A 17182-nucleotide genomic window follows, 5' to 3' on the forward strand; every position below is an offset into this window, starting at 1 on the left:
GTGGTTGTGGCGCCTTATAAGCTTACCTGTGTTTTGCAGGAAATCTTTTCGTCCCTTTGTTAGTATATTTGTTTCATCCAGCTTTATTATAAAAAATAAAAATCCTGCCCTCGATCGAGGACAGGATTCCTTATTTATATTACTTGATGCCTTCAGAAATTTCTTTAACCATAGCGTCAACAGATTCTAAACCGCCGCCTGATAGGTACCAGTAGTTAGGGTCTAGATAAATGATGTTACCTTCTTTAAATGCTTTTGTATTTTTCACAATGTCATTTTCAATAGTTTCTTTTGCTGCAGCTCCATCACCGGCAACCGCATCCCTATCCACAACGAATAGGTAGTCAGGATTCTTTTCAGCGATGTATTCGAAAGAAATACTTTGACCATGTGTCGATACTTCCAATTTATCATCTACTGCAGGCACTCCGAATACATCATGGATGATACCGAATCTTGAATCCGGTCCGTAAGCACTTACTTTTCCGCCGCTTGAAAGAACGATTAAACCAGTTTTGTCAGTTGGGGCTTTTTCTTTCAAAGCATTAATGTTTTCTTCAACACTTGCCAATTCTTTAGCTGCTTCGTCTTTTTTATCGAAGATTTTACCTAAAAGTGTTACGTTTTCTTCAAAGGATTCCATATACTTTGTTGTATCCACACCCACAAAAACAGTAGGAGCAATTTTGCTTAATTCTTCATATGCTTCAGATTGACGGCCAGAAATAAGGATTAAGTCAGGAGCAATTTCGTTGATTTTTTCGAAGTCAGGCTCTTTTAATCCGCCGGCATTTTCAGTTGTACCTTCATATTTAGAAAGGTATTCTGGAAGGCCATCATGAGGAACAGCTGCTACGTCCACACCCAATTTATCAAGAGTATCAAGAGCACCCATATCGAATACAACGACTTTTTCAGGGTTTGTTTTCACTTTCGTTTCGCCTAGTTGGTGCTTAACCGTGATTTCTTCGCTTTTAGCATTTTCTTTTTTCGCACTTGATTCTTCTTTTTCCTTATCTGATCCACAAGCTACAGCCACTACAGCCAGCATTGCAACCAAAAGCAGTAAGGATAATTTCTTAATCATTATGGTCACCTCGAAAATTTTTTTATTTAAAATTACATGTTGAATCCTCACCTTCACAGAGTTCACCTTCATCACTTTCCCTGCCGTATGAACAGGAGGCGGCTAAAGTCTTGGGCGCCCGCCAACTCTTAACTGCCTAAGAAGCGTATGAGGTGATTCCGGGAAGGCTACGAATACTGAAGTAATTTAAAACCAAATGGAATGTTCTTACGTGAAGTACACACAGATCTTATTGTCATTGATGCTTTGGATTTCAATATCCATATCATAGATTTCCTTTAATACATTGGAATTGATGACTTGCTCGGTAGGTCCATTATGAACAACCTTGCCATCCTTCAATGCAACAATATAGTCGGAATAGCAGGATGCAAAATTAATGTCATGAATGACGATGATGACCGTTTTCCCTAATTCATCGGCCAATCGCCTCAATACTTTCATGATTTGGACCGAATGCTTCATATCAAGATTGTTCAGGGGTTCATCAAGTAGTACATATTCCGTGTCCTGAGCAATAACCATGGCAATGAAGGCCCTCTGTTGCTGCCCGCCGCTAAGCTGGTCAAGAAACTTATCCTGCATGTCGGCAAGTTCCATATATTCAATCGCTTCATCGACGTGTTTCCAATCCTCTTTGGTCAGCTTTCCTTGTGAATAAGGAAAACGGCCAAAGGCGACGAGTTCACGAATCGTTAAACGGATATTGATGTGGTTAGCCTGCTTTAAGATGGCAATCTTTTTAGCAAGTTCATTGCTATTGAATTTCGCCATATCCTTACCATCGATCAAGACTTCTCCCGAATCCCGGGTAATGAGACGGCTGATCATCGAAAGGACTGTACTTTTCCCCGCTCCATTGGGACCGATGAAGGATGTGATTTTCCCTTTCACTATTTCAATGGAAACATCCTCGACAACCGTTTTACTATTATATTTTTTGAATAACTTTTTCACTTCTACCATGATTTATTCTCCTTTAATAGAAGATAGATGAAATAGACACCGCCGACAAAGTTGATGATGACACTTAGAGTGGTGGTGAACGTAAAGATCCTCTCGACAATGAATTGGCCGCCGACCAGGGCAATCACACTGATCAGCATGGCACCCGGGATGATATGTTTATGCTGATAGGACTTAATGAATTGATAGGCCACATTTGCAACAAGTAATCCGAGGAACGTGATCGGACCGATCAGGGCAGTCGAAATGGAGATCAAAACAGTAACGACGATTAAAACCCGCTTGGTGACAAAATCATAATCCACACCCAAGTTTATGGCTTGGTCCCTCCCAAGGGACATGACATCTAAATATTTCAAAAATCTCATGAAATATACCATTGCCGCTATCATGAGGATAATAGCTAACGTTAACAGGTCCGTGTTGACATTATTGAAGCTGGCGAACATTTTATTTTGAATGATTTGAAACTCATTCGGGTCAATCAATACCTGCATGAATGAAGACATGCTGCCGAATAAGGTTCCGAAGATGATACCGATCAGCAATAAGAAGTAAATATTGCGGTTTTTCTTGAACATGAACTTGAACAGCAGGCTGGAAAAAATAAGCATGGCCGCAAGTGTAATCAGGAAATTGAGATTTTTATTCATGATCATGATATGCGTTGAACCGAAGATGAAAATCACTCCCGTTTGGATCAGCATATACATGGAGTCCAACCCTAAAATGCTCGGTGTCAGGATTTTATTATTCGTGACCGTCTGGAAAATCACCGTTGAAAAAGCTATTGCACAGCCAACCACGATGATGGCGATGATTTTAATAACCCTTCTCGGCAGTGCATAATCCCAATTCGGGCCAAGATCCCAAAAGATATAACCTGCCGTTAAAGCTGCTGCAAGAACAGCCAATATAATGATCCTACTTTTATTATTCATATGCCTTTCTCCTCATTATCAGATAGATAAATACGGCGCTTCCTATCACACCAACCACGAGTCCGATCGGGATTTCAAATGGATATATGAGGATCCTGCCCAGAATATCGCAGAACAATAGGAATACGGCCCCTAGCAATGCTGTATGAGAAAGACTCTTTTTCAAATTGTCACCAAGGTAAAGGGATACAATATTCGGTACGATCAATCCTATGAAAGGAATCGTTCCCACCGTTAACAAAACGACAGTGGAGGATAATGCCACGATGATCAACCCAAAATTGACTATAAACTTATAATTGATTCCTAGATTGATGGCAAACTCTTCACCCATCCCTGCAACAGTGAATTTATTGGCAAAGAAGTATGCGAGAATAACTAGAGGGATACTTACATAAATAAGTTCGTACCTTCCCGACATGATCATCGAGAAATCTCCATTCATCCATGTGTTGAGGCTTTGAATCAAATCATATTTATAAGCAAAGAAAGTCGAGATGGATCCGACGATATTCCCAAACATCAAACCAACCAATGGAATGAAAATCGTATCCTTATATTTCACTTGATCAAGAATTTTCATAAACAAGAATGTACCTGCCAAAGCGAATATGAAAGCGAATGCCATTTTCTCAATAAGTGCTGCCGATGGAAAAATGATAATGGCAAGAAGAAGTCCAAGCCGTGCAGAATCCATGGTTCCGGCAGTCGTCGGGGAAACAAATTTATTGCGGCTCAATTGCTGCATGATCAGACCGCTTATGCTCATCACGATACCGGCAATGACTATGGTCACCATTCTAGGGAAACGGCTTTGCAGCATGATTTGCACTTTATCATCACTTAAATCCAATAAATCCAGGGGAGTAATATCTTTTACTCCAATGAATAATGACGTAAATGATAAAACAATTAACGCCATGACTAAATATCTTATCTTCATCTACATTTCCTACTCTTCCTATCTCATTTAATACAGCGATAATATTTTCAATTAAATATATTTGAATGAAGACTATCACAAAGTCACCTATTAAAGTGGAAATCATGAAGTCGCAATAGTTACAAGGTCTTCCCAATCATGATAATGAGATTCATTATCATTAACTCTTATTCTATCATTTCTCGGACATGTGTCAATATATACAAAGGAATTACTTTGATATTCTCACAATAGTCATATTGTAATGAATTTGGGTGAACCAATCATGCATTTCGTTACAGGAAGTGATAAAATCGAAATAACAAATATTTACTCTTCCAATGAAAGAAGCGATATGATGAAAAACTTGCTATCCAAAGTGTTCTCAAAAAAGGCGAAAATCCAGGTTGAATTTTGCCAAAATAATCTTGACCGCTTCCTTAATGAAAAAACAGTTGCTGATTATGGTAAGTTCTTGGCGAATCCAATGATTCAATATAAGGAGTATGAATGTTTGAGTGAGTGTAAACTTTGTAAGAAAACCCCCTATGCGAAAGTGAACGGCCACGTAATGAGCGGCGAAGATTCACAGGATCTTTTAAATAAGCTGCATGATGAATTGAAATGATACGGGCCAAGCAAATTGCTTGATCCGTATCATTTTGACTTTCCACCTGTAATTATACAGAATACAGGTGATGAACATCTATTAAAAGGAATTCCGAATCATGGCATGGAATCATTCATCTAGTCGTTAATTCCTGTTTTTCACTATTTCCTACGTTTTCACTGTATAAATAGCTTAATATATGATAATTTATGGAAAAAGATAGACAGGAGGACGTCCATGAAAAAAATCATTCCTACCATCGTATCAGCCGTAACACTAAGTCTTGTCACTGGTTTGCCTGGCCCCATAGCCGAAGCAGAAGAATTCACCCCTTATTATGGAAATGGTCCAAGCTACATTCAACCAGATAACCTCTCCCACCTTTTCCCTGAACCTAATGTATCTTTTAACACCCCTGCCTTTAAACAAAACAAGATCGCCTTTACGAGCCAGGAAGAAATGTTGGATCATATCAAGTCCCTTTCCCATAAATACAAGTACATCCAGTTCAAGACGATAGGCAAATCCACAGAAGGACGCGACATCCCGATGCTTCTTTTCAGTAAGGATTCACAAAGACCGAATAAGGATTCACATAAACCATTGATTTGGATTCAAGGTCAGATCCATGGCAATGAACCCGCTTCAGGTGAATCAACATTAGTCCTTGCACAATGGCTGGCTGAAGGCAAGCTTGGTGATGTTCTCGATAAAGTGAATGTTGCCATCGTTCCTCGCGTCAATCCTGATGGCTCTTATTATTTCAAACGATATACCGCAAATGACATGGATGCTAATAGGGACTACTTAAAGGTGGAATATCCAGAAGTACAGACGATTCATCAATCAATCGATGATTATGAACCGGAAGTCATTCTGGATGTACATGAATATACAGTGAATCCCGCTCCCCTGAAAAAAGTGGGAGCAAATGGATCGATCGCTTCCTATGATTTACTCATCTCCTCAGCCAAGAATTTAAATATTCCCAAACAGCTTCGAAAAGCTTCCGATGAACTGCTTTTACCTAATGTTTTTAAAGCATTGGAAAAAGAAAAGCTTTCGTACCACGATTACTATACACTGGCCACTTCTGATGATGGAGTCCTTACCGCCACGGAAGGAAGCACAGAAGCCCGGATTGGCCGAAACGCCCTCGGTTTGAAAAATACAATGACCTATTTAATTGAAACGAGGGGAATCAACATCGGCCGTACGGATTTTAAACGACGTGTTTTTGCTCAAGCTACAGCTCAGGCAGCCTTCATCAAAACGACAGCCGAACAGGCCGGTAAAGTTAAAAAGGCCGTTAAACAGGCCGAAACTGAAATCGTCCAAAAAGGGCGAAAAGCAAATGATCATGATAAAATTGTCATCACAAGTGAAAATAAATTGGTTAAGGATCAAAAATTGACAGTAGTCGATTTAGCAACAGCTAAAATGGCCGATGCCTCCATCGATTGGCTGGATTCTACCGATGCCTACCCTACCCTTGTTAGAGATCGTCCGACAGCCTATATCCTTCCACCGGAATATAAAAATATCGCCAAGAAACTTCAGCTATTAGGGGTAGAAGTTAAACAATTAAAAAAACCTATGAAAATAGCTGTAGAAAGCTATAGTGTCAAGGATTTAAACGTTTCCGCTGAACTGGAAAACGGACATTCCACAAGGGAAATCACGACCACCGTCACTTCAACAACCCGGGATTTCCCAAAAGGAAGCTATGTTTTCGACATGGCCCAGCCTGATGCCAACTTCATCCCCCTTGCCCTCGAACCTGAAGGCATTGACAGCTATGTGACATTCAATTTCATCCCGGCTGAAAAAGGAAAAGAACTGCCGATTTACCGCTATATGCAGCCATCTTCCTTACCAATTAAATGATGCATAGTATCTAAATGACGCATTGGCAGCTTTCATTGCCAATGCGTTTTTTAGTTTCCCCCTCCTTTATTCATGTGGGGCGACGCGCCTGACATGATTTCTTGAATGCGATGACAAGTTTTGAATATACATATAAACGGAAAATGTGTTTTTAGAGGAGGAAAATCATTGAACCAACATGTACAATTGGAAATCAATCGCCTTGTTCATCGCCTGAAACAAGACCAATCCGCTGATGGTTCGTGGAATTATCCCTTTGACACCGGGATAACGGCAGATGCCTATATGATCATATTATTGAAAATTTTAGATATGGAAGATGCTGCCCTTATAGAGGCTTTAGTAAAAAGAATTGAAAGCAAGCAAACGGAGAACGGTTCATGGAAACTATTCCAAGATGAGAAAGACGGCAATGTTACGGTTACGATCGAGGCTTATTATGGCCTTCTTTATAGCGGACTCCGCAATAAGAACGATCCCCATATGAGGAAAGCCCAACAATTCATTCTTTCCAAGGGTGGCATCAAACAGGCCAAAATGTTAACGAAAATGATGCTTACTGTCACCGGACAATATCCATGGCCGCGCCTGTTCCCCATTCCTCTCGAAGTGGTCTTGCTTCCTCCCACCTTTTTCGTCAGCATTTATGATCTTTCCGTATATGGGCGGGTCAACATGATTCCATTGCTATTGCTAGGACATAAAAGGTTTCAGATCAAAACCCCGGACACGCCAAGTTTAAAAGAATTATTTCAAACAAGGGAGGACCTTTCCGAAGAGCATGTGTGGGAAGAGTATCGTACAGAAGAATATCGTTCCTTCTTCTCCAAACTTCAAACAGGCGTCAAAACTTTGATTGGTTATCCCGATTATTTACATTCCCTAGCCTTGGATTCAACGAAGAGGTTCATGCTCGACAGGCTGGAACCAGACGGGACACTGTACAATTATTTCGGTTCAACCTTTTTCATGATCTTTGCCCTCCTTTCAATTGGATATTCGAAAAAGGATCCAGTGATTCTAAAGGCCATTGCCGGTCTGAAGGGGATGGCCTGCTCCATTGAGGGACACACACATATCCAGCTCACGACGCCCCATGTTTGGAATACTTCCTTAATAAGCTACGCCCTTCAAGAAGCTGGCATTCCTTCCAAAGACCCAACGGTCAAGGCCGCCAATCAGTACTTACTGTCACGCCAGCATTATATGTATGGCGATTGGCTGATCCATAATCCTAACGCGATTCCAGGCGGCTGGGGGTTCTCGGATTTCAATACCATGAATCCGGATGTTGATGATACGACCGCCTCACTGCGGGCGCTGGCTAAGCAACTGCAAGCAAAACCTGATAATCGGGACAGTTGGGAGCGCGGTGTCTCCTTCACGATATCCATGCAAAATGATGATGGCGGATTTCCAGCCTTCGAAAGGAATAACGATCATAAATGGCTGCATCTTCTTCCTATTGAGGGTTCGAAATATCTCCTGACTGACCCTTCTACCGCTGATTTGACAGGAAGAACGCTGGAATTCCTAGGGAACTATATAAATATGAAGATACCGGAAGAGGTCAGTAAAAGAGCGGTGGATTGGCTATTGGAAGACCAGAAGCGTGACGGCTCCTGGTATGGGCGCTGGGGCATCTGCTATCTATATGGCACATGGTCTGCACTGACCGGCATGAAGGCAGCAGGGCAAGCCACTGGACATCCATCCATCCAAAAAGCCTTAACTTGGTTGAAGAAAATTCAAAATGAAGATGGTGGCTGGGGTGAATCTTGTTACAGTGATATTAAGCAACGATACATCCCCCTCGGAGAAAGTACACTGACACATACAGCTTGGGCTGTGGATGCGTTAATATCGGCATCCGAAAAGCCGACAGCCGAAATGGAAAAAGGCATTGCCTATCTCATCCGTGCAGGCCAACAGGACAGCTGGACCAATGATTATCCTGCAGGCCAGGGAATGGCCGATTTTTTGTATATGCATTATCATAGCTATCGCTATATTTATCCCCTTTTAGCCTTAAGCCATTACAATAAAAAATACCTGAAGACTTAATTGACAGTTTTTTTATCATATAAAGGTGAATATGTGGATTACCTGTGGAAAAGTGGTGAATAACACCGGAAAGTTATCCACAATCCGAGGTTATCCACATTCATTTATCCGTAAATGTGTTAAAAGCAAGAAATTCCCCGTCATATTTGTTGATTAATTCATTTCAGATATGTAAGAATGACTTGTTTTATCCAAGCTTTGTGGATAGTTTGGGGATGATCACTATTATGTGAAGACTTTATCCAGTTTATCACTATAAAATTCTATGGCCTTAGCATAAGATTGTATGTCTCGATCCTTAGAGGTTTCGGCAATTATCTTCAATAAAGATTCCATTGCAAGATCGTGTTGGCTCAAATTATAAAAAGCCATGGCCCTGAATACCAATAAAGCCTTATGTTCAGGAAACTTCGCCAGCCCCGTTTCCAATGTCTGTTTTGATTTTTCATATTCCCCTATGGTGCGATATGTGCTTCCCAATCCTAGGTAGGCCCCTTTTGCATCCTCCTCCGGCAAACCCAATTTGAGTGCCTCTTCATAATAGGGCACCGCCATTGCCTCAAGTCCGAGAATATCCAAACTCCAGGCACACTGATACTGTATGACTGCATCGACGGGATTTTGCTTTGCCAGATCCATCAATAATAGATTGGATTTTTTGAACTCTTTCTTTCCTCGTAATGACAGTGCCATTTCCAAATTCCCCATTTACATTCCTCCATTATATAAGATTCCTTATTACCCCTATTCGCGATTCCTTTTTTAACTCCTTCATGACCGCGAATATTTTCAGAGGTCATCAGCTATTCTCCCCCCACCCGCCTCTTCATCTAAAAGTTTCTTCTTTTCCCCTAATTTCGCTTGAGAACCGTAATGGCATAAAAAAAGGATCTGCCATTCGGCAAATCCTTTCATGCACTTCAGTTCATGATCATTCTTAGATCACAGATTACCATCGATTAATCATCCAATTGGTTTTTCAATACTTTTCCCGTAGTGGCATCCACCACTACATCATATTCCTTTTGTCCTTGTTTTATTTCCAGCTCGTACACAAGGGTGCCATTCTCCGAATCAAGCTCCATGTCCGTTACTTGACCATCCACCGCTTCCAAGGCAATCTTTTCGGCTTGATCACTGCTGACTTTTACAGTTTCCGCCGCTTGTTGTTTGCTCAGATCGTCATCGTCACTGTCTTCCATTTCCTGAGAAAGTATCTCTCCCTTTTCAGCATCAACGTCAACTTCTTGATAGCCTTCTTTCGTTTTAACGGTCATCTCATAGGTCATCGGCTGGTCCCAATCCTTTTCAAATTGAGTGACTTCCCCGCCTAGTTTTTCTGAAATCATTTTGACAGCCTCATCCTCGGATAGGTTACCCTTATTGACTGCATATACCGCCGTTCCAGCAGCACCGCCGAAAAGTAAAACGGAGGCCATTGACACCGTCATGATCACCTTTTTCCTTTGAATGATACCTTCTTTAATCGTACTCCACTGTTTTTTCATGAATGAATTCCTCCTTTAAGTTATTACCTTAATAATAAGCATCCTTCATGAAATGAACATGAGCGTTAGATTAGAATTTGATGAGAAAGAGTAATCGTCACCAACGTTCCCTTTCCCACTTCGCTTTGGATCTCCAATTTACCGTCGAATGACTCGACAAGCGACCGGGCAATGGAAAGCCCGAGTCCATTGCCTCCCGTTTTCCTTGCCCTCGATGAATCCACGCGATAAAAACGTTCAAATACATGCGGGAGATGTTCTGGTGATATCCCTGCGCCGCGATCTTTCACACAGATGATAATTTCATCGGCCTGCCGTTTTATCATGACCTGTATACTTGAGTCACTGTATTTCATAGCATTGTCCAATAGGATGACAATCACCTGTTCAAGCTTACTGGAAATAGTCATTGCATATATTTCCTTAAACTCTGATTCTATCGTTATTTCACGATTCCCCGTCCTTCTGAATGTTTGGGCAATCGCTTCACAAAACGAAATAAGTTCTATTTTCCCTTCCACATCTGCTGAAGGTTCCGTCTGGGAGGCAGACTGCAGAAGATGTTCCGTCAGCTTTTTCATCCGCACGGCTTCATGATGGATTGCCTCCACCGCCTCTTCCTGAATCGCCTCATCCTTCATTCCCCAGCGTTTCAATAGGGAAGAGTAGCTTTCTATGACCGTAATCGGTGTTTTTAATTCATGTGAAGCATCTGAAAGGAATTGCTGCTGTTGGTTATAATTCCGCTCAAGCCTTTCCATCATCTTGTTGAATGCCAATCCCATCACCTGCAGCTCATCCTTTGATTGGTCCGATAGCGGTATCCGTTTGAAGTCCCCGCTTTTCTCAATATCCTTCATCGTTCCGCTCATGATCGATATCGGTTTGAGGATCAGGTTGGCCAGCCATTTACCTGCAAGAATGGATAAAAGAATGACAAAAAGCGATGCACCGCCTAAAACGAGGGCAAGCACCGATAAATTATCAAGGAGGGTATCTTGCGGCTGTGTGACCTCGATCATCCCTAGCTTCTTCCCTTCATCAGGATAAGGATAACGGTAGGTCATGACATATTCCCCGTCAGCTTTGGTAAAATCATAACCTTTCTCGTTAATGGCTTTAACCGCAAGCCCCTCAAGGTCCTCTTCATCGGTAAATGATTTTATCAACCTTCCATCAGTATCGAATATCCGCACCATTCCATCGTCAGGGATATACGGCTCCATTAAAGCGGGATCACCGGAGATCAAATCTTTCGCCAAGATATTTTCTTCAATTAATGAAGCTTGATTTTCAAGCAGGTCCCGTTCCCTTTCTACTGATATCCAAAGGAAGGCGATTAAAACGATGATACTCAACAATATAAGCATGACACTTAAAAAAAGACTGGAATACGTTTGGATCTTCGTCCGGATCTTCATACTGGCTCCTTCAAGCTGTAACCTACACCGCGGTAAGTATGAATGAGCTGCAGGTCAAAGGGATAATCTATTTTTTTGCGTAAATAACGGATATACACATCAACCACATTCGTATCCCCTGCAAAATCATATCCCCATACATGTGTCAGGATTTGCTCTCTAGAAAGTACTTGATTTTTATTTTGCAAAAGATAAACCAGCAAATCGAACTCGCGGGAAGTCAGCTCAATCCTTTTGCCTTGCCTGTGAATGTCCCTTGTACCAAGGTTCAACTTCAGATCATGAATCTTTAGTTCATCCACTTCCACTTCTGGTTGGCGCTCCCGTACATTGGTACGGAAACAAGCACGGATCCGTGCGAGCAGCTCTTCGATTTCAAACGGTTTCGTTACATAATCATTTGCACCATGGTCAAGGCCATTCACCTTGTCTGGCACAGCATCCCTTGCGGTTAGAAGGATGACCGGTGTTGATCCATTCTTTTTCCGGTAACGCCTAAGTACTTCTATGCCATTCAGCTCGGGCAGCATCACATCCAATAAGATTAAATCCCACTCCTCGGCTTCTGCCCTTTCCAGACCTGCCTTTCCGGTAAATGCCGATTCTGTTTGATAACCCTCATGATTAAGTTCCAGCTGGAGAACCCTCGCAATTTTTTCTTCATCTTCTATAATTAAAATTCTTTTATTCATGATCATCACCACCTACCCCTTAGTGTACTGAAGAAATATGAAAATATCATGAGAAATTGAACTCTATGACTTTAATTTTTGCGCCTTTAAAAAAGGTCAAAAAAAGAATCGGGTGTGAAAACACACCCGATCCTTTTCATTCACCGTTCCAATGCTGGTTAATGAATTCATCGCGGCCCGATTTCGCACGGTCCGCTTTATAGTCATCTTTGTTTTTTTTATGATAGCCTTGATGGTATTCTTCGGCAGGATAAAAGGGTTGGGCCGGAAGGATTTCCGTTACGATGGGTTTCTGGAACCTCCCGCTGGCTGCTACCTTTTCTTTCGATTCAAGAGCCAGTTTCTCTTGAGCTTCATCATGATAGAAGATGGCCGTCCGATATTGGCTTCCTCTGTCATGGAATTGACCGCCATCGTCGGTAGGATCAATTTGCTGCCAATATAGTTCCAGCAATCTTTCATAAGGAAATAACTGAGGATCGAAAGTGATTTCCACGACTTCATAATGTCCCGTAGTTCCCGTCTTCAATTCCTCGTAAGTCGGGTTTTCAATATGTCCTCCCGAATAACCGGATACGATTCCCCCAATCCCCGGTAGTTCATCAAATGGTGTCACCATGCACCAAAAACAGCCTCCAGCAAATGTAGCCTTTTGCATAATGGCCAGCCCCTTTCCTGTATGTAATAAAAATTAATATACCATATTCCAATCCTGACACTGTGCTTTTTTGATTTGAGAAGCCGCCATTAAATGCGCCAAAACTGATTTACCTTTGATCAATCTTTTGACCAGCCCTTTTCCTTGAATCTTACAATCGCTTCAACGCGGTTGCTTACATCCAATTTATCAAGGATGACCGATATATAATTACGAACCGTTCCGTTAGTCAAATAAAGCTGGCTTGCGATTTCTTTTGTTGTCTTACCATCCGCAATCAATTTGAGCACTTGGCACTCTCGTTCAGTCAAAGGGTTTTCTTCTTCGAAAGCCATATCCACCAGCTCAGGGGCATAAACGCGCCGCCCGTCCATGATGACACGGATCGAATTCGCCAACTCATCACTTGGGCTATCCTTCAGCAGATATCCACCTACTTCTGCCTTTCTGGCTCTTTCAAAATACCCAGGACGTGCAAAAGTGGTCAAAATGATGACTTTGCATTGATGGCCCTGATCCTTGATCTCCTCGGCTACATCGAGCCCGGTTTTAACTGGCATTTCAATATCGGTTATGCAGATATCCGGCTTTAATTGATTGACGAGATTCATTGCTTCTTCCCCATTGCTCGCTTTTCCTACAACTTCCATGTCACTTTCCAAATCAAGGATGGAACCTAGCGCGCCAAGCAGCAACCGCTGATCTTCGGCAATTACGATTCGAATCAATGTCAATCTCTCCTATCCATTATTTTTTATCGCATTCGGAACCCTTATATAAAGCGTCGTTCCATCTGTCGTTTGAATATCCAGGCTGCCATTAACGAATTCAAGCCTTTCTTTCATTCCATGAAGCCCATTGCCTTTAAAAAACTCTGATCTATGTGAAAGCCCCACTCCATTATCCTGTACTGTGATCGTCACCCCTGTTTGTAATTCTTCAATGACGATATGACAGCAGTCGGCTCCGCTATGTTTGACGATATTGGTCACAGCTTCTTTCAAGCACATGCTTAAAACCGTTTCAACAAGCAATGGGGTATCTTTCAATTCCGTGGTGCCTTCCAAATTGAATTCTATCCCTGCCGCTTTCAATATTTGCTTGACCCGGATGATTTCATCGCTAAGCTTGGCCCCACGCATTTCCGACACCATTTCACGGACTTCCTTGAGTGCCGTCCTCGCCGTTTGACGGATATCCTTGATTTCCTTCTTGGCCGACTCCGGATTCAAATCGATCAATTTCCCTGCAAGGTCACTTTTCAAGCCAATCAAAGACAGCTTTTGTCCAAGTGTATCATGTAAGTCACGGGCAATCCGCTGGCGTTCTTCAATTTTGCCAAGCTCTGATATTCTTTTATGTGCGTCCTCCAATTGTTCTTCCAGCCTGCCCCGTTTATTTCGATTATATGTGTTGAATGGGAGCAGGATCACGCCTACCACACAAATGAGCATAAAGGGAAATTGCGAAAAGAATGTAGGGTCCTTCATGATGAATCCAATATTGACCGACACGATGGTAGCCAATAGCTGGATCGAATATAATACGAAAAAACCAACCTTATTTTGAACATTCCCAATAAAGAATGCTAAAAACAGCGAAAAGTAAATGTAGCTGAAAAATATGGTCATGGATATGGATATGACTATTTGTATCGCCGTCCATACGTATACGGGCCATCCCTTCGAAACGAATGAGAGACCATATGATATGAAAAACAAAATGATCATGACGATTCCAAAGACTATCTCCAACATCGAAGAGGATTTGAAGATGAAATAAAAAGGAAGGATACAAAAAATGATCCAGACATAAGGGCTCAGCCCTGTGTTTTTCGGAAAGATATGATACCAACTTTGCATGGCGCCGCCTCTATTTCTTTTTATCCTAGTATATACTAAGGAGTTTCATCAAAAAACCATCCAATGGGAATTGTATGGTTTTTTGATGAACAGTTTATTGAAACCTGGACGTTCATTATTGATTTTGTTTTCTTTAAAACGACAGGCGTCTTGTTTTTGCCATTAAGCCTTCCGTAACATTTTGGTACGCAAGGACTAAGATTGTACGTGGTGAAAACCATCATATAGCCAAAAAAAGATCCGCCGTTTGGCGAACCCATTTATAACTTGATGGCATACACCCGTTCAGGGCGTCCTACCGTACCATATGTTAAATCGGCATCAATTTTTTCCTCTGACATCAAGTGCTCCAGATAACGCCTTGCCGTTGTCCTGCTCACCCCGATTTCCTTTGCCACTATTTCGGCCGTTAAGCCAGGGGAGGATTTCCCCAACACAGCCATCACCTTCTCCAAAGTCATCCGATCGATCCCTTTTGGCAGTGAAGACTGTTCCCTCTCATTTTCCTTCACTTCTTTTCGCAAAAGCTTATCAACCTGTTGCTGTGTTACTGGAAAATTGCCCTTTTCCAATTCCGACAGTTTAATGTGATACTCTTGATATCTGTGTAAAGACTGCTTGAAACGTTCAAATGCGACAGGCTTGATAATATAATCAAATATGCCGATTTTGATGGCTTCCTGGACTTTTTCTATTTCTTTAGCCGCCGTTATCATAATGACATCCATTTGTTTGCTTTGCTGCTTGATTTCTTTCAGGATATCGAGCCCATTCATATCCGGAAAATACATGTCGAGAAGCAATAGATCCGGCTGCATGATTTCAATGAAGCTTTTAGCTTCATCATAGCTTGAGGCGATCCCTATCGTTTGAAAACCCTCAAGCTTTTCGATGAATAGCTTTTGTATCTCGGCAATCCGCAGGTCATCTTCTACGATTAAGACTTCTATATCGCGATTGGCCATCATCAAATCACCCCTCTGTTTTTTGGCAGTGCTACAGTAAAAATCGTATATTCCCCTTCTTTTGTCGAAAAAGTGATATACCCCCCTAATCCATCTATCGCTTCCTGAACAAGTCTCAAACCTATACCTGAATTGGTTTGAAGGCTTTTCGTCGTAAAACCGTTCTGGAAAATCAGTTCGGTAACATCTGGATTCATCCCTTTTCCATTATCTTCAACCTCTATGATCAACTCTTTACCCAAGTCCGTGACGAACAACGATACCCTTTTTTCCTCCCTATCGTTTTCCCGTACAGCTTCGAAGGCATTATTGATGAGGTTGCCGATGATCGTCACCAATAAATCCCGATCTATTTCGGGCGGAATATCCTTAAAACTGCTCTCTCTATCAATTGTAAAATCAATTTTCAGCTCGCTCGCCAAACTCACCTTCCCTAAGATGAACCCAGCAATAATCGGATCAGGTATTTCCTTCATTAGAAAGTGAATGAAGCCTTGGGTGACATCGACTTCCTTCGATATGAAATCCATCGCTTCTTTATATGAACCAAGTTGAATCAGGCCTAGCAAAGTATAGAGCCGATTCGAATATTCATGTGTCTGGGCCCTCAGCCCTTCTGCATATGCCTTTACATGTGACAGTTCCTGAAGGAGATTGGATAGTTCCGATTTATTTCTCAAACTTGCAACGGCACCGATGATTTCACCCTGTCCATTCAAAATGGGAATCCGGCTTGCCAAAAAAACTTCACCGTCAATCATGAATTCCTGATCATACTCGGCCCGTGCCGTGCTGACTACATCCAGCAAATGTGTATGCGTTATGACTTCTTCGATTTTTTGCCCGCGAAGCATGACGTCTTTAGGGATATGAAGGATTTTATGCGCCGTTTCATTGACGACCGTGATTTTCCCATGAACATCAATGGCAATGATGCCTTCATGAATGGATTCCAAAATGGCATGCTTCTCTTGGAACATCCAGGCAATCTCTTTCGGCTCCAGACCCAATATCGCCTTTTTTATATTGAATGAAATGAAAAAGGCGATCAATAAACCGCCGATTAATATAAAAGAAATGATCCAGACAATCTTTCTTTGTATACTGGACACTTCTTTTTCAATATCATCCTGAAGGTAGCCAACAGAGACGACTCCGATGACTTTTTCATTTGCGATTATTGGGGCTTTCCCCCTTATGGAAGGACCCAATGTCCCAATGGACTCCGTGATGATGGATTTCCCATCCCACACCTCGGCGTTATCTCCCCCTACCATTTTCCTCCCGATCATGTCGGGATTTGGATGGGACAGTCGTGTTTCATTCTTATCGCCTATTACTATGAATTCCGCATCGATCTGCCTGCGAACCCTTTCCGCGATGGGCTGGATGATTACAGAGGGATTATCCGTTCGAAAAGCTTGTTTAATTTCAGGCAGCAAAGAAATGGTCTGGGCAACCGACAATGCTTTTTCCCCTGTTTCCTGCTTCAGGTTATTTTCCAGGATATTTATAAAAATAACTTCAAAGATTCCGCCCATTAAGATGATTAACGTACAGATCCCCAGCATCAACTTGGTGTGTAAACGCATTCAATCA

The 17182-nt window shown here is 41.9% G+C and carries 16 protein-coding genes; 3 read left to right on the forward strand and 13 right to left on the reverse strand.

Annotation, left to right across the window (positions count from 1 at the left end):
- Nucleotides 1–139: 139 nt before the first annotated feature.
- From ACFVSH_RS00070 to ACFVSH_RS00085, 4 genes are all read right to left on the reverse strand, one after another.
- On the reverse strand, nucleotides 140–1084 hold the full coding sequence (locus ACFVSH_RS00070; RefSeq protein ID WP_483878277.1) for a siderophore ABC transporter substrate-binding protein: 945 nt from the start codon (nucleotides 1082–1084) through the stop codon (nucleotides 140–142).
- Nucleotides 1085–1294: 210 nt separating this feature from the next.
- The gene (locus ACFVSH_RS00075; protein WP_387604090.1) at nucleotides 1295–2053 is read right to left on the reverse strand and encodes an iron ABC transporter ATP-binding protein; all 759 of its coding nucleotides are present in this window, start codon (nucleotides 2051–2053) and stop codon (nucleotides 1295–1297) included.
- Entirely contained in the window at nucleotides 2047–2994 is a 948-nt protein-coding gene (locus ACFVSH_RS00080; protein ID WP_387604092.1) for an iron chelate uptake ABC transporter family permease subunit, read from the reverse strand. Before ACFVSH_RS00080 ends, ACFVSH_RS00075 begins: the two co-directional genes overlap by 7 nt.
- Complete coding sequence (locus ACFVSH_RS00085) at nucleotides 2987–3937, reverse strand: ABC transporter permease (RefSeq protein ID WP_387604094.1); 951 nt, start codon at nucleotides 3935–3937, stop codon at nucleotides 2987–2989. The genes ACFVSH_RS00080 and ACFVSH_RS00085 overlap by 8 nt, the downstream gene beginning before the upstream one ends.
- Before the next feature lie 265 nt (nucleotides 3938–4202).
- Here ACFVSH_RS00085 and ACFVSH_RS00090 point away from each other — a divergent pair, with 265 nt between their 5' ends.
- From ACFVSH_RS00090 to shc, 3 genes are all read left to right on the forward strand, one after another.
- Entirely contained in the window at nucleotides 4203–4544 is a 342-nt protein-coding gene (locus tag ACFVSH_RS00090) for a DUF1450 domain-containing protein (RefSeq protein WP_387604096.1), read from the forward strand.
- A 219-nt stretch (nucleotides 4545–4763) separates the two neighbouring features.
- Nucleotides 4764–6413 carry a M14 family metallopeptidase gene (locus ACFVSH_RS00095; protein WP_387704274.1) on the forward strand — a complete coding sequence of 550 codons (1650 nt, stop codon included), beginning with the start codon at nucleotides 4764–4766 and terminating at the stop codon, nucleotides 6411–6413.
- 168 nt (nucleotides 6414–6581) lie between these two features.
- Nucleotides 6582–8477 carry a squalene--hopene cyclase gene (gene shc, locus ACFVSH_RS00100; protein WP_387704276.1) on the forward strand — a complete coding sequence of 632 codons (1896 nt, stop codon included), beginning with the start codon at nucleotides 6582–6584 and terminating at the stop codon, nucleotides 8475–8477.
- Between the two features lie 225 nt (nucleotides 8478–8702).
- Here shc and ACFVSH_RS00105 read toward each other — a convergent pair whose 3' ends face one another.
- The 9 genes from ACFVSH_RS00105 to ACFVSH_RS00145 form a co-directional block, all read right to left on the reverse strand.
- Complete coding sequence (locus ACFVSH_RS00105; RefSeq protein WP_387704278.1) at nucleotides 8703–9185, reverse strand: tetratricopeptide repeat protein; 483 nt, start codon at nucleotides 9183–9185, stop codon at nucleotides 8703–8705.
- Nucleotides 9186–9436: 251 nt separating this feature from the next.
- On the reverse strand, nucleotides 9437–9985 hold the full coding sequence (locus tag ACFVSH_RS00110; protein WP_387704280.1) for a PepSY domain-containing protein: 549 nt from the start codon (nucleotides 9983–9985) through the stop codon (nucleotides 9437–9439).
- Between the two features lie 65 nt (nucleotides 9986–10050).
- Nucleotides 10051–11406 carry a sensor histidine kinase gene (locus ACFVSH_RS00115; RefSeq protein ID WP_387704282.1) on the reverse strand — a complete coding sequence of 452 codons (1356 nt, stop codon included), beginning with the start codon at nucleotides 11404–11406 and terminating at the stop codon, nucleotides 10051–10053.
- Nucleotides 11403–12098, reverse strand: coding sequence for a response regulator transcription factor (locus ACFVSH_RS00120; protein WP_387604108.1), 696 nt, complete (start codon nucleotides 12096–12098; stop codon nucleotides 11403–11405). The genes ACFVSH_RS00115 and ACFVSH_RS00120 overlap by 4 nt, the downstream gene beginning before the upstream one ends.
- Before the next feature lie 136 nt (nucleotides 12099–12234).
- Nucleotides 12235–12756, reverse strand: a complete 522-nt coding sequence (msrA, locus tag ACFVSH_RS00125) for a peptide-methionine (S)-S-oxide reductase MsrA (RefSeq protein ID WP_387604110.1) — start codon at nucleotides 12754–12756, stop codon at nucleotides 12235–12237.
- Nucleotides 12757–12875: 119 nt separating this feature from the next.
- On the reverse strand, nucleotides 12876–13484 hold the full coding sequence (locus ACFVSH_RS00130; RefSeq protein WP_387604112.1) for a response regulator: 609 nt from the start codon (nucleotides 13482–13484) through the stop codon (nucleotides 12876–12878).
- A gap of 12 nt (nucleotides 13485–13496) precedes the next feature.
- A complete protein-coding gene (locus ACFVSH_RS00135) occupies nucleotides 13497–14618 on the reverse strand; it encodes a sensor histidine kinase (protein ID WP_387604114.1) in 1122 nt (373 codons plus the stop codon).
- 260 nt (nucleotides 14619–14878) lie between these two features.
- Nucleotides 14879–15586: a response regulator gene (locus ACFVSH_RS00140; RefSeq protein WP_260286267.1), complete on the reverse strand. Its 708-nt coding sequence runs from the start codon at nucleotides 15584–15586 to the stop codon at nucleotides 14879–14881.
- The gene (locus tag ACFVSH_RS00145; protein ID WP_387604117.1) at nucleotides 15586–17175 is read right to left on the reverse strand and encodes an ATP-binding protein; all 1590 of its coding nucleotides are present in this window, start codon (nucleotides 17173–17175) and stop codon (nucleotides 15586–15588) included. The genes ACFVSH_RS00140 and ACFVSH_RS00145 overlap by 1 nt, the downstream gene beginning before the upstream one ends.
- Nucleotides 17176–17182 lie beyond the last annotated feature (7 nt).

Source organism: Peribacillus sp. NPDC058002, assembly GCF_042886655.1.
Classification (GTDB): domain Bacteria; phylum Bacillota; class Bacilli; order Bacillales; family DSM-1321; genus Peribacillus; species Peribacillus aracenensis.

Coding starts and splice junctions, on each gene's coding strand:
- ACFVSH_RS00075 (WP_387604090.1), bottom strand. CDS start 2,053: ATGGTAGAAGTGAAAAAGTTATTCAAAAAATATAATAGTAAAACGGTT.
- ACFVSH_RS00080 (WP_387604092.1), bottom strand. CDS start 2,994: ATGAATAATAAAAGTAGGATCATTATATTGGCTGTTCTTGCAGCAGCT.
- ACFVSH_RS00085 (WP_387604094.1), bottom strand. CDS start 3,937: ATGAAGATAAGATATTTAGTCATGGCGTTAATTGTTTTATCATTTACG.
- ACFVSH_RS00090 (WP_387604096.1), top strand. CDS start 4,203: ATGCATTTCGTTACAGGAAGTGATAAAATCGAAATAACAAATATTTAC.
- ACFVSH_RS00095 (WP_387704274.1), top strand. CDS start 4,764: ATGAAAAAAATCATTCCTACCATCGTATCAGCCGTAACACTAAGTCTT.
- ACFVSH_RS00105 (WP_387704278.1), bottom strand. CDS start 9,185: ATGGGGAATTTGGAAATGGCACTGTCATTACGAGGAAAGAAAGAGTTC.
- ACFVSH_RS00110 (WP_387704280.1), bottom strand. CDS start 9,985: ATGAAAAAACAGTGGAGTACGATTAAAGAAGGTATCATTCAAAGGAAA.
- ACFVSH_RS00115 (WP_387704282.1), bottom strand. CDS start 11,406: ATGAAGATCCGGACGAAGATCCAAACGTATTCCAGTCTTTTTTTAAGT.
- ACFVSH_RS00120 (WP_387604108.1), bottom strand. CDS start 12,098: ATGAATAAAAGAATTTTAATTATAGAAGATGAAGAAAAAATTGCGAGG.
- msrA (WP_387604110.1), bottom strand. CDS start 12,756: ATGCAAAAGGCTACATTTGCTGGAGGCTGTTTTTGGTGCATGGTGACA.
- ACFVSH_RS00135 (WP_387604114.1), bottom strand. CDS start 14,618: ATGCAAAGTTGGTATCATATCTTTCCGAAAAACACAGGGCTGAGCCCT.
- ACFVSH_RS00140 (WP_260286267.1), bottom strand. CDS start 15,586: ATGATGGCCAATCGCGATATAGAAGTCTTAATCGTAGAAGATGACCTG.
- ACFVSH_RS00145 (WP_387604117.1), bottom strand. CDS start 17,175: ATGCGTTTACACACCAAGTTGATGCTGGGGATCTGTACGTTAATCATC.